The sequence below is a fragment of the Kitasatospora sp. NPDC059648 genome (assembly GCF_042734825.1).
In the GTDB taxonomy this organism is placed as follows: Bacteria; Actinomycetota; Actinomycetes; order Streptomycetales; family Streptomycetaceae; genus Kitasatospora.
Genome location: NZ_JBHWDU010000001.1, coordinates 90,358 through 109,933 on the forward strand (window position 1 = coordinate 90,358; position 19,576 = coordinate 109,933).

The 19,576-nt window shown below is 72.4% G+C and carries 24 protein-coding genes and 1 pseudogene; 9 read left to right on the plus strand and 16 right to left on the minus strand.

Annotation, left to right across the window (positions count from 1 at the left end; genetic code table 11):
• Positions 1-47: 47 nt before the first annotated feature.
• Positions 48-2,474 carry a hypothetical protein gene (locus ACFV1W_RS00445; RefSeq protein ID WP_380411411.1) on the minus strand — a complete coding sequence of 809 codons (2,427 nt, stop codon included), beginning with the start codon at positions 2,472-2,474 and terminating at the stop codon, positions 48-50.
• A 213-nt stretch (positions 2,475-2,687) separates the two neighbouring features.
• On the opposite strand from ACFV1W_RS00445, the gene ACFV1W_RS00450 reads away from it, so the two are divergent.
• The gene (locus tag ACFV1W_RS00450) at positions 2,688-3,218 is read left to right on the plus strand and encodes a hypothetical protein (protein WP_380411413.1); all 531 of its coding nucleotides are present in this window, start codon (positions 2,688-2,690) and stop codon (positions 3,216-3,218) included.
• A gap of 27 nt (positions 3,219-3,245) precedes the next feature.
• Here the strand turns inward: ACFV1W_RS00450 and ACFV1W_RS00455 are convergent, their stop codons facing one another.
• The gene (locus ACFV1W_RS00455; protein WP_380411416.1) at positions 3,246-4,118 is read right to left on the minus strand and encodes an alpha/beta fold hydrolase; all 873 of its coding nucleotides are present in this window, start codon (positions 4,116-4,118) and stop codon (positions 3,246-3,248) included.
• 65 nt (positions 4,119-4,183) lie between these two features.
• Between ACFV1W_RS00455 and ACFV1W_RS00460 the strand changes: the two genes are divergently transcribed.
• Both ACFV1W_RS00460 and ACFV1W_RS00465 read left to right on the plus strand, forming a co-directional pair.
• Positions 4,184-4,777 (plus strand): TetR/AcrR family transcriptional regulator, encoded by a 594-nt coding sequence (locus ACFV1W_RS00460; RefSeq protein ID WP_380411419.1) that lies wholly within the window; start codon positions 4,184-4,186, stop codon positions 4,775-4,777.
• 173 nt (positions 4,778-4,950) lie between these two features.
• A complete protein-coding gene (locus tag ACFV1W_RS00465; RefSeq protein ID WP_380411421.1) occupies positions 4,951-5,259 on the plus strand; it encodes a hypothetical protein in 309 nt (102 codons plus the stop codon).
• 43 nt (positions 5,260-5,302) lie between these two features.
• Here the strand turns inward: ACFV1W_RS00465 and ACFV1W_RS00470 are convergent.
• From ACFV1W_RS00470 to ACFV1W_RS00480, 3 genes and pseudogenes are all read right to left on the minus strand, one after another.
• A pseudogene (locus ACFV1W_RS00470) lies at positions 5,303-5,389 on the minus strand (carbon-nitrogen hydrolase family protein); the annotation flags it as partial.
• A gap of 66 nt (positions 5,390-5,455) precedes the next feature.
• On the minus strand, positions 5,456-5,647 hold the full coding sequence (locus ACFV1W_RS00475; protein WP_380411423.1) for a DUF397 domain-containing protein: 192 nt from the start codon (positions 5,645-5,647) through the stop codon (positions 5,456-5,458).
• Complete coding sequence (locus tag ACFV1W_RS00480; RefSeq protein ID WP_380411426.1) at positions 5,640-6,503, minus strand: helix-turn-helix domain-containing protein; 864 nt, start codon at positions 6,501-6,503, stop codon at positions 5,640-5,642. Before ACFV1W_RS00480 ends, ACFV1W_RS00475 begins: the two co-directional genes overlap by 8 nt.
• 232 nt (positions 6,504-6,735) lie before the next feature.
• Between ACFV1W_RS00480 and ACFV1W_RS00485 the strand changes: the two genes are divergently transcribed.
• Together ACFV1W_RS00485 and ACFV1W_RS00490 are read left to right on the plus strand one after the other, a co-directional pair.
• Positions 6,736-7,107 carry an ATP-binding protein gene (locus tag ACFV1W_RS00485; RefSeq protein ID WP_380411429.1) on the plus strand — a complete coding sequence of 124 codons (372 nt, stop codon included), beginning with the start codon at positions 6,736-6,738 and terminating at the stop codon, positions 7,105-7,107.
• Positions 7,104-7,352: a hypothetical protein gene (locus ACFV1W_RS00490; RefSeq protein WP_380411431.1), complete on the plus strand. Its 249-nt coding sequence runs from the start codon at positions 7,104-7,106 to the stop codon at positions 7,350-7,352. The genes ACFV1W_RS00485 and ACFV1W_RS00490 overlap by 4 nt, the downstream gene beginning before the upstream one ends.
• 198 nt (positions 7,353-7,550) lie before the next feature.
• Here ACFV1W_RS00490 and ACFV1W_RS00495 read toward each other — a convergent pair whose 3' ends face one another.
• Entirely contained in the window at positions 7,551-7,916 is a 366-nt protein-coding gene (locus ACFV1W_RS00495) for a nuclear transport factor 2 family protein (protein WP_380411434.1), read from the minus strand.
• Positions 7,917-8,173: 257 nt separating this feature from the next.
• Here ACFV1W_RS00495 and ACFV1W_RS00500 point away from each other — a divergent pair, with 257 nt between their 5' ends.
• Positions 8,174-9,055: a LysR family transcriptional regulator gene (locus tag ACFV1W_RS00500; RefSeq protein WP_380411437.1), complete on the plus strand. Its 882-nt coding sequence runs from the start codon at positions 8,174-8,176 to the stop codon at positions 9,053-9,055.
• A 129-nt stretch (positions 9,056-9,184) separates the two neighbouring features.
• On the opposite strand, the gene ACFV1W_RS00505 is transcribed toward ACFV1W_RS00500, so the two are convergent.
• Positions 9,185-9,772: a TIGR03086 family metal-binding protein gene (locus ACFV1W_RS00505; RefSeq protein ID WP_380411439.1), complete on the minus strand. Its 588-nt coding sequence runs from the start codon at positions 9,770-9,772 to the stop codon at positions 9,185-9,187.
• Positions 9,773-9,879: 107 nt separating this feature from the next.
• On the opposite strand from ACFV1W_RS00505, the gene ACFV1W_RS00510 reads away from it, so the two are divergent.
• Positions 9,880-10,668 (plus strand): DUF6597 domain-containing transcriptional factor, encoded by a 789-nt coding sequence (locus ACFV1W_RS00510; RefSeq protein WP_380411442.1) that lies wholly within the window; start codon positions 9,880-9,882, stop codon positions 10,666-10,668.
• Between the two features lies 1 nt (position 10,669).
• Here ACFV1W_RS00510 and ACFV1W_RS00515 read toward each other — a convergent pair whose 3' ends face one another.
• The 5 genes from ACFV1W_RS00515 to ACFV1W_RS00535 form a co-directional block, all read right to left on the minus strand.
• Entirely contained in the window at positions 10,670-11,365 is a 696-nt protein-coding gene (locus ACFV1W_RS00515) for a VC0807 family protein (protein ID WP_380411444.1), read from the minus strand.
• A gap of 107 nt (positions 11,366-11,472) precedes the next feature.
• The gene (locus tag ACFV1W_RS00520; protein WP_380411447.1) at positions 11,473-12,456 is read right to left on the minus strand and encodes an ABC transporter substrate-binding protein; all 984 of its coding nucleotides are present in this window, start codon (positions 12,454-12,456) and stop codon (positions 11,473-11,475) included.
• Positions 12,457-12,532: 76 nt separating this feature from the next.
• On the minus strand, positions 12,533-13,357 hold the full coding sequence (locus tag ACFV1W_RS00525; RefSeq protein WP_380411449.1) for an ABC transporter ATP-binding protein: 825 nt from the start codon (positions 13,355-13,357) through the stop codon (positions 12,533-12,535).
• Positions 13,357-14,403, minus strand: coding sequence for a FecCD family ABC transporter permease (locus tag ACFV1W_RS00530; RefSeq protein WP_380411451.1), 1,047 nt, complete (start codon positions 14,401-14,403; stop codon positions 13,357-13,359). Before ACFV1W_RS00530 ends, ACFV1W_RS00525 begins: the two co-directional genes overlap by 1 nt.
• Positions 14,400-15,431, minus strand: coding sequence for a FecCD family ABC transporter permease (locus ACFV1W_RS00535; RefSeq protein ID WP_380411453.1), 1,032 nt, complete (start codon positions 15,429-15,431; stop codon positions 14,400-14,402). Before ACFV1W_RS00535 ends, ACFV1W_RS00530 begins: the two co-directional genes overlap by 4 nt.
• A 100-nt stretch (positions 15,432-15,531) precedes the next feature.
• Between ACFV1W_RS00535 and ACFV1W_RS00540 the strand changes: the two genes are divergently transcribed.
• Entirely contained in the window at positions 15,532-16,179 is a 648-nt protein-coding gene (locus tag ACFV1W_RS00540; protein WP_380411456.1) for an HAD family hydrolase, read from the plus strand.
• On the opposite strand, the gene ACFV1W_RS00545 is transcribed toward ACFV1W_RS00540, so the two are convergent.
• Positions 16,176-16,418 carry a hypothetical protein gene (locus tag ACFV1W_RS00545; protein ID WP_380411457.1) on the minus strand — a complete coding sequence of 81 codons (243 nt, stop codon included), beginning with the start codon at positions 16,416-16,418 and terminating at the stop codon, positions 16,176-16,178. The two genes, ACFV1W_RS00540 and ACFV1W_RS00545, sit on opposite strands and share 4 nt — an antisense overlap.
• Positions 16,419-16,919: 501 nt before the next feature.
• On the opposite strand from ACFV1W_RS00545, the gene ACFV1W_RS00550 reads away from it, so the two are divergent.
• Positions 16,920-17,303 carry a cold-shock protein gene (locus ACFV1W_RS00550; protein WP_030289703.1) on the plus strand — a complete coding sequence of 128 codons (384 nt, stop codon included), beginning with the start codon at positions 16,920-16,922 and terminating at the stop codon, positions 17,301-17,303.
• 28 nt (positions 17,304-17,331) lie between these two features.
• On the opposite strand, the gene ACFV1W_RS00555 is transcribed toward ACFV1W_RS00550, so the two are convergent.
• From ACFV1W_RS00555 to ACFV1W_RS00565, 3 genes are read right to left on the minus strand one after another with little or no spacing between them, the layout of a single operon-like run.
• Entirely contained in the window at positions 17,332-18,189 is an 858-nt protein-coding gene (locus tag ACFV1W_RS00555; protein WP_380411459.1) for a 1,4-dihydroxy-6-naphthoate synthase, read from the minus strand.
• Positions 18,182-18,943, minus strand: a complete 762-nt coding sequence (locus ACFV1W_RS00560) for a futalosine hydrolase (RefSeq protein ID WP_380411462.1) — start codon at positions 18,941-18,943, stop codon at positions 18,182-18,184. The genes ACFV1W_RS00555 and ACFV1W_RS00560 overlap by 8 nt, the downstream gene beginning before the upstream one ends.
• A 10-nt stretch (positions 18,944-18,953) precedes the next feature.
• A complete protein-coding gene (locus ACFV1W_RS00565; protein WP_380411464.1) occupies positions 18,954-19,502 on the minus strand; it encodes a hypothetical protein in 549 nt (182 codons plus the stop codon).
• Positions 19,503-19,576: the final 74 nt, after the last annotated feature.

Genomic DNA, 19,576 nt, shown 5'->3' on the forward strand with positions numbered 1-19,576 from the left:
GGCCCGCACCGGGTGGGTGCGGGCCGGTCGTGCGGTTGTGCGGTCGGTCAGACCCGGCGGCGACGCCACCAGACCATGGCCGCGCCGCTCGCGAGCAGCACGGCGGCGGTGGCCGCCAGGGGTAGGGCGTCGGAGCCGGTGCTGGCGAGGTTTCCCCCGCCACCGGTGCTGCTGCCGCCGTTGCCGTTGCCGTTGCCGTTGCCGTTGCCGTTGGCCGGGGCCGGGGAGGGGCTGGCGCCGCCGTCACCCGCCGGAGTGCTCGGCGAGGTCGTGGGCGTGGCGGTCGTGGGTGTGGCGGTCGGGGTGTCCGTCGGGCCGCCGGTCGGGGTGCCGGTGGGACTGCCGGTCGGCGTCGGCGTCGGCGTGTCCGTCGGTGTCGGAGTCGGCGTGGGCGTCGGGCCGTTGTCGACCGGCCCGCCGCCGCCGAGGAGCAGCTGGTCCTCGGTGTCCGCCTTGTCGGTCATGGCCTTCACCGAGGTCCGGGCGGAGCGCGGCAGGTCCTTGTGCTTGGCCGTGAACTCCGTCGCCCCGATGTCCTGCTTGGGCGCCTGGGAGAGGTCGACGCCGCCCAGGACGCAGATCTTGCCGTTCTCTCCGCAGGGGTACTGGATGTCCCCCTGGGTCCAGGACTTGAGGAACTCGTCGTACGTCTGGCGCGGGGTCCAGCTCCGGTTCTCGCCCCGGAGCGGCCACTGGGAGGCGTCGTTGCTGTTGATGATCGACCGGTAGTCGGTGGCCTCCTGCTGGTCCTGCTGCCGCACGTACTCGGCGGCGACCCGGGCGCTGTAGACGCGGCGCAGGTCCGCGTACGCCGGGGCGGTGTTGACCTTGTGCTCGACGTCCGGGAGGACGATCTCGTGGACCAGCCGCTCGTAGGCGTGGACCTGGGCCTCGGTGAGGTTGCAGTCCCCGTTCGGGTTGTGGACGCTGGGACTCGCGGCCTCGGAGTTGACCTTCAACGGCGCGTCGATGATGTAGACGCCGTTCTCGTCGGCGCGGACCTTCGCGGGCTGGGGCACGATCCAGTTGCGGACGACCACCCCGCAGGGGAGGCCCTCGGCCCGCATGGCCTCCATGAGTTTCTGGCCGAGGCCCTGTCGCGGGTCCACGTCCTTGGACCAGTCGTGCTTCATCTCCAGGTCGGCCTGGAGCAGCACCCGCCCGGCGTCGGTCTTCCCGAAGGTCGGATCCATGATCCGGTCGGGCTGGTCGGGCATCAGGTTGACCCAGAACTTGTCCGGGCTCAGCGCGAGCCAGGTGAAGAAGGAGTCCGAGATGAGCTGGGCCTTCTCCTGGCCGCCCCAGCCGAGGTTCTCCTCGTCCTCGTCGGCCTTCTTGGCGGCGAACGCGTAGTTCAGCGCCTGGCCCTTGACGGGCTTTCCGACGTAGGAGAGTTGCAGGGTGGAGAAGTCCACGCCGCCCGGGCCGCGCACCCGCAGGCCGGCCGGGTCGTCGGCGCGGATCCGGGCCATCCGCTCGGCCATGTCCTTCGGGGTGGGCATGGACCCCTCGACGTTCCGGGCGGCGCCACCGGAGGGCTGCTTGGCCCCGGTGTTCATGTACGGGTCGGGCTTGGAGGTGTTCGGGTCGAACTTGGAGACGGGCACGCTGGTGGAGCGGTGCTCGTAGCTGCGCACCCGCGGGTTCGCCGGGTCCGAGCCCACGTCGGTGTTGACCTTGCTGAGGTACTTCTTGGTCGCGCTGGTCTTCTCCTCGCCGAAGACGTAGGTGACGCGCGCGGCCTTGCGCTGGGGATCCTGCAGGAAGGCCTTGTTCGTCGCGTCCTGGGTGGTGTCACGGCCGCCGCCGGCCTTGAACTCCAGGAAGTCGTTGGTCCTGTAGTTGACCGCGTCCCACTTGCGGACCATCGGTTTGTTGGTCTTCGGGTCGAGGACCGGCTTGCCGTCCTTGTCGAGGATCGGGATCTCCTCCTGGCAGAGCCAGTCGGGGCCGATCAGCCCGAGGTCCTTGACCACCTTCTCCTCGTAGAAGGCGCCGCGGCGGTTGTTGTTGTTCGGCAGGATGTAGGCGTCGGACAGCCACTTCTCGAAGGTGCCGTACTTCTTGTTCTGCGGGTCGCGGGCCAGGTACTCCTTGTACGTCGCGAAGAGGCGGTCCTCGGAGCCCTTGGGGTACTGCTCGTGCGGCTTGTCGAACTTCTTGAGGAACGCCTCCTGCTCGGCCGGGTCGGAGGGGAGCGTGAGCCCGTCGAAGACCTGGCGCGGGGCGTCGTAGGCGTACGAGTCCCAGGCGTTCTTGTCCCTGATGCTGTCGGGCGACGCGTCCCACGGGAAGGACGTCCCCTGGGTGCCGCCCTTCGTGCTCGGGTAGAGCTCGTCGCAGCGCTTGCCCTTCGCCGCGTACGCGGTGCCCTGCAGGCCGGGCAGGCCCGTGACCGCCAGGACGGCGGTGCAGGTGAGTGCGAGGCCGGCGCGCACCCAGATGTGCGCGCGGCGGGGTATCAGGTCTGTCACGTGGCTACTCCCCCAAGGAGCCCGGTGGAAAGGACGGCTGTTCGGGCGACGCCCTGACGGGCCCCCAATTGACGTGTGCGCCGCCGCCGAAGTTCGAACACTAGACGGCAAGCGGCAGTCGCGCCCCTCGATTAGACGCCCTGCCGAACGTCAACTCACCTTGCACACAGGACCGTTACGCTCCGGTAGCGGGCTCGGTCGTAGGCTGCCGGCATGGATCCGATCGACACTCCCGAGTGGGCCGACAACCCCCGGCTGGCGGGTTGGCTCGCCGCCCAGCGCGCGGCGTTCCCCGCGTGGGCGCAGGAGAACGGGGGCGGCTGGGACTTCGAGCCCGCCTCGCTGGACCGCCTCCAGGCGCTGCTCCTCAGCCGGTTCGACACCTGGGAGGAGGTACGGGCAGCCCGGGGCACCCCGCTGCTGGAGGTCCCCGCCTGGTACCTCGGCGAGACGCTGGTCCGTCGCTGCGGGGTGGTGTGGCGCTGCATTCCGGTTCTGCCGGTTCCCCACCCGCCGGCCGGCGGCCACCCGCTGGTGACGTACGCGCGGGACGGCCTGACGGAGTACGAACGGGACTGCCTGGAGGACATGGAGGAGCGGATGGAGTTCTCCATCCCGCTCGTCGAGCCGGCCGATGCGATCGGCTCCCTGTTCGTGGCCGAGGGCGGTCGGCTCGCGGACTGGATCGGCTGGTTCGACGGCTTCCAGGAGTGGCGCCGGAGTCTGCCGAGCGACATCTACTGATCCGCCGGGGCCACGCTCGCGGAGGGCTCAGCGCCTCTGCGGCGCCGCCATGCTGAGGATTGCGGCGAGGACGGCGGCCGGGTCGTCGGTGGGCAGCGCGTGTCCGGCGCCGGGGACGACCTCGACCCGGGCGGCCGGGACGACCCGGTGCAGCCGCTCGGAGACCGTCCGGGGGTCGTTCAGGGCGCTGCGCTCGCCGAGGAGGAAGAGCGTGGGGGCGCTCAGGCGGCTCAGTTGCTCGTCGCCGAGGGTGGCGGCCATGGGCAGGCGGCGGCGGAAGCCCGTCGAGGCGCGCATCAGGGCCATCAGCTCGGTCTCCAGGACGGCGCTGTTGCCGACCGCCCTGGCCAGCGGGGGCCGCAGCGGGCGCGGGGCGAGGGCGGCGAGGCCGCCGAGGACGAGCCAGGTGTAGAAGCGCCGTCCGGCGTCGGCGAGGCCGGCCGGGTCGACCAGGGTGAGGGCGGCGGTCCGTCCGGGGTGTCGGATCTGGTGGTGGAGGGCGATCCAGCCGCCGTAGGAGCAGCCGACCAGGTGGGCGGCGGGGACGTCGAGGGCGGCGAGCAGGTCCTCCAGCCAGTCGGCGGCGTCGTGGCCGTTCGCGATCGGAGTGCTCTGCACGCTGGCGCCGGGCTCGCCGACGGTGTCCACGGCGAGGACGGGGTAGCGCTCGGCGAGGCGCTCGACGTAGGCGTACCACATCAGGGCGTTGCCGCCGGAGCCGGGGAGCAGCACGATCGGCTGCCCGTGCGCGGGGCCGGTGCGGTGGACGCGGGTGGTGCCGAAGCGGGTCGGGATGTCGAGCGGGGTGCGCGGCCCGGGCCAGAGCTCGGTGAAGGCGTGCCCGTACGCGGTGCGGAAGCGGGCTTCGGCCTTGCCGTTCTTGAACTCGCTGATTCGCATGGTACAGGTGTATCACATGCATGATACGTGTGTACCAAGAGATCTCGCAGAAGGAGGGACGGGCCGTGGCCGAGAAGGTCGACCACGAGCAGCGCCGACGGCAGATCGCCGAGGCCCTGCTGCGCATCGCGGACACCGAAGGCCTGCAGTCGGCCAGCATGCGGGCGGTCGCGACCGAGGCGGGCGTCTCACTGCGCCTCGTGCAGTACTACTTCACGACCAAGCAGGGCCTGCTGCTGGACGCCCTCGCCCGGCTCGGTAGCCAGCTCCAGGCCCGGATGGAGCGCTGGATCGGCGAGGCCCGCGCTCCCCGGGAGGTGGTGACGGCGGTCCTGTCCTGCATCCTGCCGACCGACGCCGAGAGCCGCCGGATCACCCGGACGTACGCGGCGTACTACGCGCTGGTGCTCAGCGATCCCGAAGTGCTGGAGCGGCAGGCTGCGCAGCCGCCGGCCGTGCTGGAGGGCTTCCTGGTCAAGCAGTTGCGCGCGGCCCAGCAGGCCGGGGACATCGCGCCGGAGCGGGACGTCGAGATGGCGGCGGCCGGGCTGCTGGCGATGGTCAACGGCCTCGGCTCCAGCGTCCTGGGCGGCCAGCGCACCGGTGAGCAGGCGTTGGCGGTCCTCAGCCACCATCTCGACGAGCTGTTCCGCCCGTGAGGTCTTCCCGTCGGCTCCAGGAGCGGGAAGTCGAACCCGGCGACTTCCCGCTCCCGGCCGCTCGACCCCCTCGGGCCGGGGGGCGGCCTCCGTCGCCACCAGGGGGCTAACACCCCTACGGGACGGGTGCTCTGCCCGTTCTTCGGGCCCGCCCGGCGGACCAGACTCGGGGCATGCCCACACAGTCCGTGACGATGACCAAGGCCGCTCCCGAGGCCCTGCGGGCCACCGCCCCGCAGCCGGGGGCCGGCGGCAGCGACTTCGCCCAGCTGAGCCGCCGGATGGCCGCCGAGGGCCTGCTCGACCGGCGCCCCGGCTACTACACCGTCCGCGCGGGCCTGGTGCTCGCCGCCTACCTCGGCGGCTTCTGCGCCCTGTTCGTGCCGACCCCCGCGCTCGGCCGGGCCGCCCGGATAACGACCTGGCGCACCGCCGGGAGAGGGTGGGGTCGGCGGCCAGGGCGTCGAGTTCGTAGCCGGTGAGGGCGAGTTCGGGGAAGACGATCAGCTCGGCACCCTGCGAGCGGGTCTGGTCGGCGAGGGCCACGAGTTGCCGGACGTTGGCGGGGACGTCGGCGGGGACGCAGGAGAGCTGGGCGGCGGCGATCTTCATGGCGGCCAGGATGGCATGGGGGCGGAGTAGGAAGTCGGCGGGGCCGACTTCCTACTCCGGGGCAGATCAGGCGTGGTGATCGAATTCGCCGGCCTTGATGCCGTGGAGGAGGGCGGAGAGCGCGGCGGGTGTGGTGCGGAGGACGAGGTGGCCTTCGTCGGATTCTCGCACTTCAACCAGCCCATCGGTCGCGCGAACCTCTACGCATTCATTGCTTGCAGCGCTGTAGCTGGACTTCTGCCACTCTGAGTTAGGCATGGGTGGACGTCACTTCTTTCATGATGGATCGGATGAAGTCTCGCGACCGTTCTTCAGACAGCGCAGTGGCTTCCAGGCTGGAGAAGATGGTTCGGTGCTTGGCCAGGTTCGCCGGTGAATCGAAGAACAGGGCGCCCTGGGAGACGTCCATCTCGACGGTGTCCAGTTCGGGCACCGGTCCTTCGATGTAGATCAGGTTCTCGCCCGCGCCAGGAAAGGTGTCGATGTTGAACGGCACCACTCGAACGGAGATTCCGGGACGCTCGGAATCCTCCAGCAACGCGGCAAGTTGATCGACGAGCACCACGGGTCCTCCGAACTGCATGCGCAGTGCAGCTTCGTGGATGAAGGCTCGAAGTGGAGTTGCTCCGGATCGGACGACTTCTTGGCGCCTGAGACGGAAGGCCGTTCGGGTCTCGATTTCCTGTGGGGGCAAGGAAGGCACGATCCGTGCGAACACCGCAGATGCGTATGCCCTGGTCTGGAGCAAGCCGGGCATGTAGACGGTGTTGCAGAAGGTGATCCGCTCGGCGTGGCCCTCAAGCTCCGCGACTTCAAGGAAGTCGATGGTGAGAGTGCTGCGGTACTCCTCCCACCAGCCCTTTCCTCGCTCGGAAGCCATGTTCGCCAGCGCCTCGATCAGAGGCTCGTTGGTGCACATGCACACAGAAGCGATGGTCCGCAGCCGTTCGGCGCTGATCCCGCTCTTGCCGCTCTCCATTTGCGTGATCTGAGCGGGCTGGATGCCGAGTTCGCGCGCCAGTTGGCTGCCGCCAAGGCCCGCTTGCTCCCGCATCCTTCGCAACTCGGCTCCCAGCCGTCGCTGGCGCAGGGTTGGGTTCGGTCGAAGAGCCATGACGTCCTCTCGCTGCGGGTCTGAGATCAGTGTGCCCCACGTTAGAGGGACGTTCTTTGCGAGAGTCTCAAATTTCAGGTTGCGTGCGCTATGGTCGATCTCACAGCGATCCGACGGATCGTCAGTAATGCGCGCTGTCTGCACCGCAGAGCAGCCATGCCCATGTGCCTGGCCTGGCTCACGGTGACGTGTCCGCCGGTTCTTCACCCCACCTCACGCCGGGAGATCTCCCATGCGTCAGTGCAACACGCCCTCTCTCACCCTCGCCAAGCAGTCCCTCCAGGGCGCCATGTCCCGCCTCGGCTGGCCGCCCTCGTCCACCTTCGACGCGGAACTCGCCCTCGGCGAGCTGATCGTGAACGCCTGGCGCCACGCGAACACCCCCGCGCCGGTCGTCCAGATCCTCTCCGTCACCTCCCGCACCCTCCGGGTCGGTGTCTCCGACGAGAGCCCGGTGCTGCCCGAGATGCAGCCCCTGAACCTCCTCGCCGAGTCCGGTCGCGGCCTGCAGCTCGTCGCGGCCCTCACCAGTCGCTGGGGCGTCGACCCCCAGGAGCGCGGCAAGACCATCTGGTTCGAGTGCGAGCTGGACGGTGCCGCGTGAACCGATACCCCATGCAGCCCACCGACCCCCGCATCCGCGCCTACACCGAGGACCACATCCGCACCCTCCTCGCCGAACTCCACGAGCGCGGCCGCAAGTTCGGCCTCCTCTTCCCCTCCGCCGACCTCGACCGCACCCTCGACGGCCGGGTCCTCGTCCGCTTCAACACGGCCCCGGCCTCGACGCTCCTCAACCTCCTCGTCCTCCTCCTCGACGCCGACCGCGAGCGCCCGTGCGATTCCTGATCGGGGCGGCCTTCGCCTTCCTCCTCGCCCTCGCGTTCGCCACGGTCGCCCTGGGCGTCATCACCGCCCTCAGGGCGACCCCGCCCGACGAGGACGCCTGAGCGCCAACAGCCGAAGAGGGCCGTCACCGCCCCCGGCGATCACGGCCCCCTGCCCCGCTGTCCTGCTGTCCTGCCCGCCCTGCTCAGGCTCTTCTGCTCAGCTCTTCTTCTCGAATCCCGCCAGCAGTCCCCGCGGGTCGAAGGTCACCCGGATCCGGGCGATCTTCCCGTTCTCCACGTGCATCCAGTTCACCGTCGGCGCCGGCGGCGCGATGGTGGTGCGCAGCTCGAACCAGGTGATCACCTCGTCCCCCTCCGCGACCCGCACCTTCACGTCGATCTTCTCCAGCACCTGGCCGAGTCCCTTCAGCCCGCCCAGCGCCTGCTCGATGCCGGATGCCGTGCCCAGGGTCCCGACGAAGTCGACGTCTTCGGCCAGCAGGCCCCGGATGGCCTCGAAGTCGCCCGCCTCCCAGGCGGTGAAGTAGGTCTCGGCAAGCTCACGCGCAGTCTTCGTCGTCATGCCTCCATCCTCCGCTCGCGCCAATCCATCCGTCCAACACATAGATCCGATGATAAATATCAGCATCAGTGATGAAAGTGCCTCGCCGTGGCGACCGGCTCGGAACGGCCCCAGGTTTCCGTCCCGGGGCGAGGAGCGTCGCCGGTGACCGCCCCCGCTCGGCCGTCGCCGCCCCGCGTGGCGACGGCCCGACCCGTCTGCGCCGTCCGCCGCATCCGCCGGACTGATCCACCGGCCGTCGCATATCGTCACGGGTCATGGAGATGCACCAGCTGCGCTACTTCGCCGCCGTCGTCGACGAGGGGTCGTTCACGGCGGCCGCCAACCGCCTGCACGTCAGCCAGTCCGGCATCAGCACCCAGGTGGCCAAACTAGAGCGGGAGTTGGGCCAGCAACTGCTGGAGCGTTCCGGCCGCCGCGTCCGGCTGACCCCGGCCGGCGAGGCCGTCCTCCCGCTGGCGAAGAGCGCCCTGGCCACCCTGGAGGCCATCGAGCACACCGCCGCCGAGTTCGCCGACGCGGTGCGCGGGCGCGTCCGGCTCGGCATGATCACGGGCTGCTCGATCCCGCCGTTCCTGGACGCCGTGGCGGACCTCGGCCGTACCCACCCCGGCATCGACCTGAGCCTGCACGAGGGGCACTCCGACCTCCTCCAGGCACAGGTCCTCTCCGGTTCCCTCGACCTGGCCCTGGTCGGCTTCGCGGGCGAGGCCGACCCGGGCCTGGACGTCGACCTCGTCGTGGACGAGCGGATCGTCGCGGCCGTCCCGGTCGGGCACCCGCTCGACCGCACGGAGCTGAAGCTCGGCGACCTCCGGTCCGAGAAGGTCCTCAGCCTCTCCCAGGGCACCGGCCTCAGGGCCGCCTACGAGGACTCCTGTCGCCGGCTCGGCCTCGAACCGCGCGTGGACATCGACGCCAGCTCCCCTCTCGCCGTGCTCCGCCTCGCCGAGCGCGGCGCCGGCGTCGCCGTGCTCAGCGAATCCTCCGTGGACGGCGCCGGCCTGCGAGCCGTTCCGATCGCCGACGCGGCGACGTACGCCAAGCTGGGCCTGGTCGCCCGTCGCGACCAGCACTCCCCGGCGGTCCGGCTGCTGCGCGCCAAGATCCTTGCGGCGATGGGTGGTTCTACCGACTGACCGAACTCAGGAGCAGTCGGTGGACGTCGGCTGCTTCGGTGCCCACGGGGTGAAGACCGCGGCTGAGGACCCCGCCGAAGGCCCGGCGGCAGCCCGGACTACCGGGAGCCCGCCACAGGGTGCGGCTTGCTAGGCCTTCCACCGTGGGTCGCGCCCGGAGGCGGCCAGTGCCCGCTCCCACGCCGAGGCGTCGTCCGGCACGGAAGCCGTCTCCGCGAACCCCGCGTACTGGCGGTACAGTTCGGCGTTCTCCTCGACGATCTCGCCGACCAGCAGCGCGAGTTCCTCGTCGACCTCGATCTCCGCGCCGACCGCCCGGGCCACGTCCCAGCCGTGCAGCACCAGTTCGAGGATCAGCATCCGGGCGATCCCCACCGCCGGGACTGGCGACCCGCCGAGGTCGACGTCCCCCTCCCAGGCGGCCGGCTCGCCCCAGGCCGCCACCGCGTGCTGCAGCTGGGCCGCGTACGCGGAGCGCCAGTCGGCGTCGGCCGTGAAGTCGCGGGAGCTCAGCGCCTCGGGCAGCTCGGTGCGGTGGGCCCGGTGCTCCAGGCCGTGGGAGGTGTAGAGCACCCAGTGGTTGATCAGCGCCCGAGTGTCGAACTCCCCGCAGGGCGTCGGCGCGTCCAGCCGCGCCCCGGCCGGAACGGCGGCGGCGACGCCGGACGCAACGGCGGCGGCACGGGCGAGGAACGGGTGCATCGGGTGAACGTTCATGCTCGGATCATGCTTGAGGCCGTGCCGTGGGGTCTTGAAGAAACGCGACACCACCGCAGAGGTGTCGGCCGAGTGGCACCACGGCCGGGCGCACTAGCCTGGCTGCCATGGGCTCCTCCGAATCCGACCTCGGCCGAGGCGTGCTGCATCCCGCCCGGGCGGCCGAGCTGATCGATGTCGAACGGCTCGTGCCGGATCCCGCCGTGGCGCGGTTCGTGGAGTTCTACTGGCTGGTGCGCTGGGACCTGGCCGGCCGGCCGCCGTACGAGCAGAAGGTGTTGGCCCACCCGAGCATCCACCTCGTCTTCGAGGCGCCTCGGGCGCGCGTCTACGGGGTGGACCGTTCGCTGTTCGTCCGCCGGCTGGAGGGCGCCGGGCACGTGCTGGGGGTGAAATTCCGCCCCGGCGCCTTCCGGCCCTTCGCCGGACACCCGGTGAGCGACCTCGCCGACCGGTCCGTGCCCGCCGCCGAGTACTTCGGCCCCGAGGCGGACCGGGTCAACGCCCGGATCCTCGACGCCCCGGACGCCGGGCTCGTCGACGACTTCCTCCGCCCGCGCCTGCCCGCGCCCGATCCGGCCGCCGAGGAGGTGGCCGCGATGGTGGAGCGGATCACCGGCTCCCCGGACCTGCGCCGGGTGGACGACCTGGCCCGCGAACTGGGCCTGTCCGTCCGCAGCCTCCAGCGGCTGTTCGCGGAGTACGTCGGCGCCTCCCCGAAGTGGGTGCTGCGGCGCGCCCGGCTGCACGAGGCATCCGAACGCGCCGCGAAAGAAGGCAAGTTGGACCTGGCGGCGCTCGCCGTGGAACTCGGCTACGCCGACCAGGCCCACCTCACCCGCGACTTCACCGCGGCGGTCGGCATCTCACCGGCGCGCTACGCGGGTTCGCGCTGAATCAAGCCGCCGCCGAGGCCGCCGCGGCCGCCTCGGCGGCGGCCCGGCCACGGGCGCCGGCCCGCTTGGCGTAGGTCATCGTCCAGTACACCAGCCCGCCGATCACCACGTACGGAAGGACGTTGTTGATCGTCACCACCGTGCCGTGCGAGAGCGTGTAGACGAACACGATCCGCAGCACCGCCTCCAGCACGAAGGCGATGCCCCACACCAGGGTCAGGTTGCGCTGGACCTTGCGGAAGCCCTCGTACTGCCACATCGAGTTCCACCAGGAGACCATCTCCGGGGTGCCGTCGGTGGCGAACTTGCGGCCGAAGTAGAACATGATCGGCTTCGGTGCGGCCAGCGAGGCCAGGTAGAACACGCCGAGCAGGCCGGTGACGAAGGAGTCCTTGGCCAGCAGCATCTTCGGGTCGGTCGGGCCGACCAGCGCGACGACCAGACTCAGCACCACGAAGAGCAGCGAGACGACGGCGAACTCGTCGATCCGGCGGTGCCAGGCCAGGTAGATCGCGGTGTCGACGACCGGGCCGAGGCCGGAGAGCAGGATGGCGGTCGACTCGCTGTAGCCGTGGTCGTGCAGCTGGTTGTAGATCATGATCGGCGCGACCACGTTGAACGCGATGCTGATCAGCCAGCCGAGCGCGGCGGCCTTCCCCTTGCGGGCGGGAGCGGTCGGAGCTACCGCAGTTGACATGGTGTTCGTCCCCCGGGATGAAAGGTGTGTGACGGGCGGCGCCATTGTGGCGGAAGTGCCGGTCGGTCGTACAACCCGGGTATGTCGACTTGTCGTCAGTGGACCGACTACGCCCCGAGGAAGCGCTGCAGCTCGTCCAGCATGAAGTTGGCGCCGGTGTACCCGATCCCCTGGAACCACAGCTGGTCGTCCACCGGGAACGCCCGGAACGCCTTGACCGCCCCGAGCGCCTGCCAGGCCGGGCTCGCCAGCGCCGCGTCGGTGCCGGCCTTCGCCGGGTCGCCGTACGTCGCGTACAGCAGCAGGTCACCGTCCGCCTTGGCGAGCTGGTCGAGCGGGATCTCGAAGTCCGACTGGTCGACGTTCTGCGCGTCCGGCCGCCCCGCCTCGGCGTCGGCGAGCACGGTCCCGGGGAAGCTCTGCCGGCCGAACAGCCGGATCCCGCCGCCCTCGACGAACCGCACCAGGCTCACCCGGCGCCCGGACAGCTTCGCCGCCGACAGCGCCTGCACCACCTGACCGGCGTGCTTCTGGTACGCGGCGACGAAGGCCGCCGCGGCCGCCTCCCGGCTCAGCGCCTGGGCGTGCAGCTGGAAGTCCGCCTTCCACGGCGCCCCGGTGGTCTGGGTGAGCACGGTCGGGGCGATCCCGCGCAGCTGCTCGTACCGGTCCCCGTCGCGGGCCTGGTTGGAGAGGATGAGGTCCGGCCGCAGCGCCCGTACCGCGTCGAGGTCGGGCGCGCCGGCCGGGCCGACCAGCCGGATGCCGGTGGTGCGGGAGACCGGCCAGTAGTCGGGGAAGCGGGTGTCGGCGGCCGGGAGCGCGGCGCCGACCGGGGTGATGCCCAGGGTCAGCGCGGAGTCGAGCACGTCTGTGTCCAGGACGACCACCCGTTGCGGCTCGCCGGGTACCAGCACCGGGCCGTTCACGGCGTTCACCGTCACCCGCGGCAGCGGGGTGGGGGAGGGCGCACCGCTCCCCTCGAAGCCGTCCGGGGTGGGCGGCTGCGGACCCCCGGAGGGGGACGTGCACGCCGTGAGCGCGGCCCCGCCGAGGCCGGCGAGGAACGTACGGCGGGCGATCCGGGGCATCGGCGGGTCCTCGGGCGTGAGGCTGCGGGGGCGCGTCGATTATGTCCGAAATCGGGCGGGAAGTCGTGAAGTGCCGTCAAGCCTCCACGCTGTCCGCGGCTTCCTCCCTCGCCGCCCACGGCGCGCCCGGGACGACCAGCGGGGTGCCCGTCACCGGGTCCGGCACCACCACCGAGTCCAGCCCGAACACCTCCCGCACCAGCTCCGCCGTCACCACGTCCCCGGGCGCGCCCTCGGCGACCACCCGGCCGTCCCGCATCGCCACCAGGTGGTCGGCGTACCGGGCGGCCTGGTTGAGGTCGTGGAGCACGGCGACGACCGTCCGGCCGCGCTCCACGTTCAGCCGGCGCACCAGGTCCAGCACCTCCACCTGGTGGGCGATGTCCAGGTAGGTGGTCGGCTCGTCCAGCAGCAGGACGTCGGTGCCCTGGGCGAGCGCCATCGCGATCCAGGCGCGCTGGCGCTGGCCGCCGGACAGCTCGTCCATGCTGCGGTCGGCCAGTTCCGCCGTGGAGGTGCGCTCCAGCGCCTCGGCGACGGCCGCCTCGTCCTCCGGCGACCACTGCCGCCACCAGCTCTGGTGCGGCTGGCGGCCGCGCGAGACCAGGTCCGCCACCGAGATGCCCTCCGGGGCGGTCGGCGACTGCGGCAGCAGACCCAGGCGCTGGGCGATCCGCTTGGTGGGGATCCGCGCCAGCTCCTCGCCGTCCAGCAGCACCGCGCCCCGTACGGGCTTCAGCAGCCGGCCGAGGGCCCGCAGCAGGGTGGACTTGCCGCAGGCGTTCGGCCCGACGATCACCGTCACCCGCCCGTCCGGGATGCCCACGTCCAGCCCCTCGACGACCGTGCGCGCCTCGTAGGCCAGGGTGAGGCCCCGGGCCTCCAGACGGTGTGCGGTCATCAGGAGCCTCCACGGCGGGAACGGATCAACAGCCACATCAGGTACGGCGCGCCGACCATGCCGGTCACCACGCCCACCGGCAGCTCGGTCGGGGCGAGCAGGCGCCGGGCGATCAGGTCGGCGAGCACCACGACCAGTGCGCCGGTCAGCGCCGAGCACAGCAGCGGGACCTGCGCCGACCGGGCCAGCCGCAGGGCGATCTGCGGGGCCATCAGCGCCACGAAGTCCACCGGTCCGGCGGCGCCCGCCGCGCAGGAGGCCAGCACGACGCCCAGCAGCGCCATGCCCAGGCGGATCCGGTCCAGCCGCAGCCCGAGGCCGACGGCGGTCGCGTCGTCGAAGGAGATCGACCGCTGGGCGCGCGCCGCCCACAGCGCCGCCGGCAGGGCCGCCAGCAGCACCCGGGCCAGCCACCCGGCCTGGTCGTAGCCGGAGCCGTTCAGGCTGCCGGTCATCCAGACCTTCGCGGCCTGGGCCTGGAAGCCGTCGCCCTTGGTGAGGAACACCGAGGTCAGCGAGGACAGCGCCACGCTGATCCCGATCCCGATCAGCACGAAGCGCTGGGCGTGCAGCCCGCGCCGCCAGGCCAGCGCGTACACCAGGAACCCGGCCGCCAGCCCGCCGCCGACCGCCGCGTACGGCGCCTGCCCGGTGGAGCCGACCACCCCGTAGGCCATCAGCCCGACCACGGTCGCGGTCGCGCCCCAGGTCACGCCCACCACGTCGGGGCTGGCCAGCGGATTGCGGGCGACGGTCTGGAACAGCGCCCCGGCCTGCCCCAGCGCCGCGCCGACCAGCAGCCCGACGGCCACGCGCGGCAGCCGGAACTCCCCGACCACCAGCTCGTCCGGACTCGGCTGCCCGAGCACCACCTTGACCACCTCGCCCGGCGGGACCGTCGACTCGCCCAGGCACAGCGAGGCGACCACGGTCACCGCGAGCGCGAGGAGCAGCCCGACGGCGGCGAGCGCCGAGCGCCGGTGCAGCAGGAAGGACGCCCGCCCGGCCCGGACGGCGGAGTACCCGCGCAGGGACACCGAAGTCATGCCGCCACCACCTTGCGGCGGCGGACCAGGGCGACCAGCACCGGAACGCCCACCAGGGCCGTCATCACGCCGGCCGGGACCTCCGAGGGCGGGAACAGCACCCGTCCGAGGGTGTCGGCGGCCAGCAGGAGGGCCGGGCCGAGGACGGCGGAGAAGGCGAGGATCCAGCGGTGGTCGGCGCCGGCCACGGCGCGGGCGGCGTGCGGGACGGCGAGGCCGATGAAGGCGATCGGGCCGGCCGCCGCGACCGCCGAGCCGGTCAGCACGGTGGCGCCGAGCGCTCCGGCCGCCCGTACCGCACCGGTCTTCGCGCCCAGGCCCTTCGCGGTGTCCTCGCCGAGCGCCAGCGCGTCCAGCCCGCGGGCCACCGCCACCACCAGCAGGGTGCCGACGGCCAGGAAGGGCAGCAGCTGCCAGGCCACGTCCGCCGTCCGGCCGGAGAGCGAGCCGACGTGCCAGAACCGGAACCGGTCCATGGTGGCGGCGTCGGTGGTGAGCACCAGGGCGTTGAGCGAGGCGATGAAGGCGGACATCGCCGAGCCGGCCAGCGCCAGCTTGACCGGCGTGGCCCCGCCCCGGCCGCGCCCGGCCAGGCCGTACACCAGCACGGTGGCGGCCACGGCGCCCGCGAAGCCGAACCAGACGTACCCGGTCAGGGTGGAGACCCCGAATCCGGAGATGGCGACCACCACGCCCGCCGCCGCGCCCTGCGAGACGCCGAGGATGCCCGGATCGGCGATCGGATTGCGGGTCAGGCCCTGCATCACGGCCCCGGACAGGCCGAGCGCCGCGCCGACGGCCAGCCCGACGACCGTCCGCGGCACCCGCAGCTCGCGGATCACCACGGCGTCGGCGGAGTCGCCGCCGTGCAGCAGTGCGCCGACCGTCCCGGAGAGCGGCACGTCACGGCTGCCCACCGCCAGGCTCAGCAGCACCGCGACGGCCAGGACGGCCAGCGCGGCGGCGAGCCACAGGATTCGGTGACGGGGTGTCCGCCGCTTGCCCGGTGGTGCGGTGGTGTCGGTCATGGGGCCTCTCCGCAGAGAACTCAGGTAAACCTGAGTTCCCCCTCGGAGGTGGGGCAAATCGCCGCGTCACGCCCGGAGCTCCTTTCGGTAGCCTGACGGCATGCCCGCGACCGCACCCGCCCCGCTCACCGTCGGCTTCGACCTCGACATGACACTGCTGGACACCCGGCCGGGCATCCACGCCACCTACCGGGCGCTGTCCGCCGAGACCGGCGTCCACATCGACGCGGACCTGGTGGTCACCCGGCTCGGCCCGCCGCTGCTGGAGGAGATCCGCAACTGGTTCCCGGAGGCGGAGGTGGAGCGGACCGCGAACCGCTACCGCGAGCTCTACCGCGACCACGCCTTCGCCCCCACCGTGCCGCTGCCCGGCGCCCACGCCGCCGTGGAGGCGGTCCGCGCCCGCGGCGGCCGGGTCGCGGTGATCACCGGCAAGTACGAGCCGAACGCCCGCCTCCACCTGGAGCACGCCGGGCTGAAGGCCGACACCGTGATCGGCGACCTGTGGGCGGAGACCAAGGGCGAGGCGCTGCGGGCCAACGGCGCGGGCATCTACGTGGGCGACCACCTCGGCGACATCGTGGGCGCCCGGCACGCGGAGGCCGTCGCGGTCGCCGTGGCCACCGGCCCGTACGGGGCGGAGGAGCTGCGCGCGGCCGGGGCGGACGTGGTGCTGGCCGATCTCACCGGCTTCCCGGAGTGGCTCGACCGGCACCTCGCCGGCCAGGGCGCACCCGAGGGCGCCTAGGCGGGCTGCCGGGGCTCCAGCCGGCGGCGCTGCGCCCGGGCGTTCAGGAACAGCCCGGTCAGCGCGGCCAGGAACCCGGCCGGCATCAGCATGCTCAGCCAGTACATGGCCGTCGGCAGCGGCGTCAGGTGCAGGAACAGCGGGACGAAGGTGACCAGGGTGGCGAGCGCGCCCAGGGCGAAGACGACAGTCCCGGCCTTGACGTACACGTCGCCCGGGTCGGCGCTCTGGCTGCTCACGTCCGCTCACTCCTCGGGGGCTGCGCCGGGCCGCCCGGTGCGGGCCCCAGTCTGCGCCGTCCAGTCTGACAGAACGCCCGGCGCGGCGGCCCACCGGAGCGGCCCGGTCACGTTGCGCAGTTTCCCGGCAGCGATGCGTTTTGATCCCTGCTGGGCGGGGGTATGCACGGGATGCCGAGGGGCGCTACAGGTGCGCCCCGTGTCCTCAGACCCGGGGGTGTGAGCCGATGGACAGCGCAGGACCGCGCCCCGGCCGTGCCAGTGCCGGGTCGCCCGTGACCGTGAGATCCCCGCGCCCCCGTCGCCCCTGGCGGGCCTCGGAACGCGGATCCATCGCGGAACGCGGATGAGGCAGTGACGGGCCGTTAGTCTGCTCCTGACAACGCACCGGCCGTGAGCGCCCGCGGGCGCCGAGTCGAGGCCGGCCGTCTTTCTTCCACCCCACCCAGTGATCCCCGGCCAGCTCCGGGATCCCTCACACCCATTCGAGGACTGTTCGAGATGCCCACCGGCCAGGTCAAGTGGTTCAACGAGACGAAGGGCTTCGGCTTCCTGTCGCGCGACGACGGTGGCGACGTCTTCGTCCACACCAAGGCGCTGCCCGCCGGTGTCACCGTGCTGAAGCCGGGCCAGCGGGTCGAGTTCGGGGTGGTCGCCGGCCACCGCGGGGACCAGGCGATGGCCGTGCAGCTGCTGGACGCACTGCCCTCGGTGGCCGCCGCCCAGCGCCGGAGCGCCGACGACATGGCGCCGATCGTCCAGGACCTGATCACCACCCTGGACGCGGTGCTGCCCGGCCTCCAGCGCGGGCGCTACCCGGCCAAGCCGACCGGCCAGAAGCTGGCCGGCCTGCTGCGCGCCGTGGCCGACCAGTTCGACGTCTGACAGGCCCTGGGAGGCCCTGCGACAGGCCCTAGGACGGGAATGCGAGCGCACCCGGGTCGAGCGGGGGGACGAGCCCCTCCGCGGCGGCCCGGGTGAGCAGCGCGTGGACGGCTCCGTAGCCCTCCTCGCCGAGGTCGGCGGTGAACTCGTTCACGTACAGCCCGATGTGCTGGTCGGCCACGGACGGGTCCATCTCCTGGGCGTGCGCCAGCACGTACTCCCGGCTGGCCGAAGGGTCCGCCCAGGCCTGCCGGACGGAGGTGCGGATCGTCGCGGCCAGCTCGCGCAGCCGCTCGGCGCCGAGCGAGCGCCGGGCGACGATCGCGCCGAGCGGGATCGGCAGGCCGGTCTCCGCCTCCCAGGCCTCGCCCATGTCGGCCAGGCTGTGCAGGCCGTACTGCTGGTACGTGAAGCGGGCCTCGTGGATGACCAGGCCGGCGTCCACCCGGCCGTCCCGGACGGCGGGCATGATCTCGTGGAACGGCAGCACGACGATCTCGCCGAAGCCGCCCGGCACCGCCCGCGCCGCCCAGAGCCGGAACAGCAGGTAGGCGGTGGAGCGCTCGGACGGCACCGCGACCGTCTTCCCGGCGAGCTCCGCGGGGGAGCCGACGCCCGGCAGGGTGAGCACCAGCGGGCCGCAGCCGCGCCCGAGCGCGCCGCCGCAGGGCAGCAGGGCGTACTCCTCCAGGACCCAGGGCAGCGCGCCGTAGCTGATCTTCAGCACGTCCAGCTCACCGCGTTCGGCCAGGCCGTTGGTGATGTCGATGTCGGCGAAGGTCACCTCGGGGGCGTCCGCCCCGGGGACCTCGCCGTGCGCCCAGGCGTGGAACACGAAGGTGTCGTTCGGGCAGGGCGAGTACGCGATGCTCAGCCGTTCAGCCACGGCCGGCCTCCTCGATCAGTTCTCGGACGGGCAGGGCCGCGAAGGCCCGCTCCAGGGCGGCCAGCGCCTCGCCGATCCGCCAGGCGGCCCGGTCGCGCGGGCCCACCGGGTTGGACACGGTGCGCAGCTCGATGACCGGCACGCCGTACCGGGCGGCGGCCTCGGCCACGCCGAAGCCCTCCATCGCCTCGGCCGCGGCGCCCGGGTGACGGGCGGCCAGCGCGGCGGCCCGCCCGGCGCTGCCGGTGACGGTGGAGACGGTCAGCACCGGGCCGGTGACGGCGTCGACGTCCCGGGTGCCGAGCGCCTTCGCGGCCAGTGCCACGGCGGCCGGGGGAGGGGTGTGCCGGACGGTGCCGAAGCCCAGTTCGGTGACGTCGGCGAAGCCCTCCGGGGTCTCGGCGCCGAGGTCGGCGGCGACGATCGCGTCGGCCAGCACGGTGGCGCCGACCGGTGCGTGCGGGGCGAAGCCGCCGGCGATCCCGGCCGAGGCGACCAGACCGTACGGGCGGGCCGCCAGGGCGGCGGAGGCGGCGGCGGAGGCGGCGGCCGGTCCGACCCCGGCGGCCAGGACGTCCACCGGCGCGCCCGCGCAGCGGTGCAGCACCCCGCCGGGCAGAGGTACGGCCTCGGCCCCGCCGGGCAGACCGCGCAGCACCGCCTCGGCCTCCGCCGGGACCGCGACGACGACGAGCAGCCGGGCCCGTTCGGGGCCCGGCTGCCCGGAGTGCGCGTCGACGACGTGCGCGGTCATCGCGAGGGCGTCAGCTGTTGCCGGCGTCCGTGGCGTTCTTGCCGTTCAGCTGGAAGTACCAGACCGCGATCGGGGCCTCGGCCTTCTTGTCGATCTCGACCACCGTGACCAGGGTGCGGCCGCTGGCGTTCAGCACCGAGCCGGCGGTCTGGAGGCCGGAGAAGGTCGGGCCCTGGGCGTACGAGAACAGGCTGGTCTGCCCGCCCTGGGCGGACGAGCCGCCGTTGGTGGAGGCCCACCAGCCGGTCTTCGCCACGTTCGGGCTGACGCCGACGCCGATCCGGTCGCTCGGCACCACGTCGGAGGACGGCAGCGAGCCGTCCTTCAGGGCCTTCGTGGCGTTGGCCTTGCACTGGTCCTGCTGGTCGTCGGTCAGCGGACTGCCGCCGTTCCAGCAGAACGGGTCCGCGGCCATCGACGAGGTGCCGACCGTCAGGGTGGCCCGGTGGCTGTTGTGCTCGGTCTTGCCGGCGGCGATCGCGACGGAGGTGCCCACCGTGGCGGCACCGACCACGACGACGGCGCCGAGGGCGGCGATGACACGGGTATTGAGGCTCATGCGTCAGAATCTACCGGGCCCGGCCGATCACGCTACGCGGGGGTCGGCCACCGCGTGTTGCCCGTCACCCCGTT

What these genes read in the sequence shown, in the direction of transcription:
- ACFV1W_RS00450 (WP_380411413.1), top strand. Translation starts at nt 2,688, where the DNA reads ATGGATCCGATCGACACTCCCGAGTGGGCCGACAACCCCCGGCTGGCG.
- ACFV1W_RS00455 (WP_380411416.1), bottom strand. Translation starts at nt 4,118, where the DNA reads ATGCGAATCAGCGAGTTCAAGAACGGCAAGGCCGAAGCCCGCTTCCGC.
- ACFV1W_RS00465 (WP_380411421.1), top strand. Translation starts at nt 4,951, where the DNA reads ATGCCCACACAGTCCGTGACGATGACCAAGGCCGCTCCCGAGGCCCTG.
- ACFV1W_RS00475 (WP_380411423.1), bottom strand. Translation starts at nt 5,647, where the DNA reads ATGCCTAACTCAGAGTGGCAGAAGTCCAGCTACAGCGCTGCAAGCAAT.
- ACFV1W_RS00480 (WP_380411426.1), bottom strand. Translation starts at nt 6,503, where the DNA reads ATGGCTCTTCGACCGAACCCAACCCTGCGCCAGCGACGGCTGGGAGCC.
- ACFV1W_RS00485 (WP_380411429.1), top strand. Translation starts at nt 6,736, where the DNA reads ATGCGTCAGTGCAACACGCCCTCTCTCACCCTCGCCAAGCAGTCCCTC.
- ACFV1W_RS00495 (WP_380411434.1), bottom strand. Translation starts at nt 7,916, where the DNA reads ATGACGACGAAGACTGCGCGTGAGCTTGCCGAGACCTACTTCACCGCC.
- ACFV1W_RS00500 (WP_380411437.1), top strand. Translation starts at nt 8,174, where the DNA reads ATGGAGATGCACCAGCTGCGCTACTTCGCCGCCGTCGTCGACGAGGGG.
- ACFV1W_RS00505 (WP_380411439.1), bottom strand. Translation starts at nt 9,772, where the DNA reads ATGAACGTTCACCCGATGCACCCGTTCCTCGCCCGTGCCGCCGCCGTT.
- ACFV1W_RS00510 (WP_380411442.1), top strand. Translation starts at nt 9,880, where the DNA reads ATGGGCTCCTCCGAATCCGACCTCGGCCGAGGCGTGCTGCATCCCGCC.
- ACFV1W_RS00515 (WP_380411444.1), bottom strand. Translation starts at nt 11,365, where the DNA reads ATGTCAACTGCGGTAGCTCCGACCGCTCCCGCCCGCAAGGGGAAGGCC.
- ACFV1W_RS00520 (WP_380411447.1), bottom strand. Translation starts at nt 12,456, where the DNA reads ATGCCCCGGATCGCCCGCCGTACGTTCCTCGCCGGCCTCGGCGGGGCC.
- ACFV1W_RS00525 (WP_380411449.1), bottom strand. Translation starts at nt 13,357, where the DNA reads ATGACCGCACACCGTCTGGAGGCCCGGGGCCTCACCCTGGCCTACGAG.
- ACFV1W_RS00530 (WP_380411451.1), bottom strand. Translation starts at nt 14,403, where the DNA reads ATGACTTCGGTGTCCCTGCGCGGGTACTCCGCCGTCCGGGCCGGGCGG.
- ACFV1W_RS00535 (WP_380411453.1), bottom strand. Translation starts at nt 15,431, where the DNA reads ATGACCGACACCACCGCACCACCGGGCAAGCGGCGGACACCCCGTCAC.
- ACFV1W_RS00540 (WP_380411456.1), top strand. Translation starts at nt 15,532, where the DNA reads ATGCCCGCGACCGCACCCGCCCCGCTCACCGTCGGCTTCGACCTCGAC.
- ACFV1W_RS00550 (WP_030289703.1), top strand. Translation starts at nt 16,920, where the DNA reads ATGCCCACCGGCCAGGTCAAGTGGTTCAACGAGACGAAGGGCTTCGGC.
- ACFV1W_RS00560 (WP_380411462.1), bottom strand. Translation starts at nt 18,943, where the DNA reads ATGACCGCGCACGTCGTCGACGCGCACTCCGGGCAGCCGGGCCCCGAA.
- ACFV1W_RS00565 (WP_380411464.1), bottom strand. Translation starts at nt 19,502, where the DNA reads ATGAGCCTCAATACCCGTGTCATCGCCGCCCTCGGCGCCGTCGTCGTG.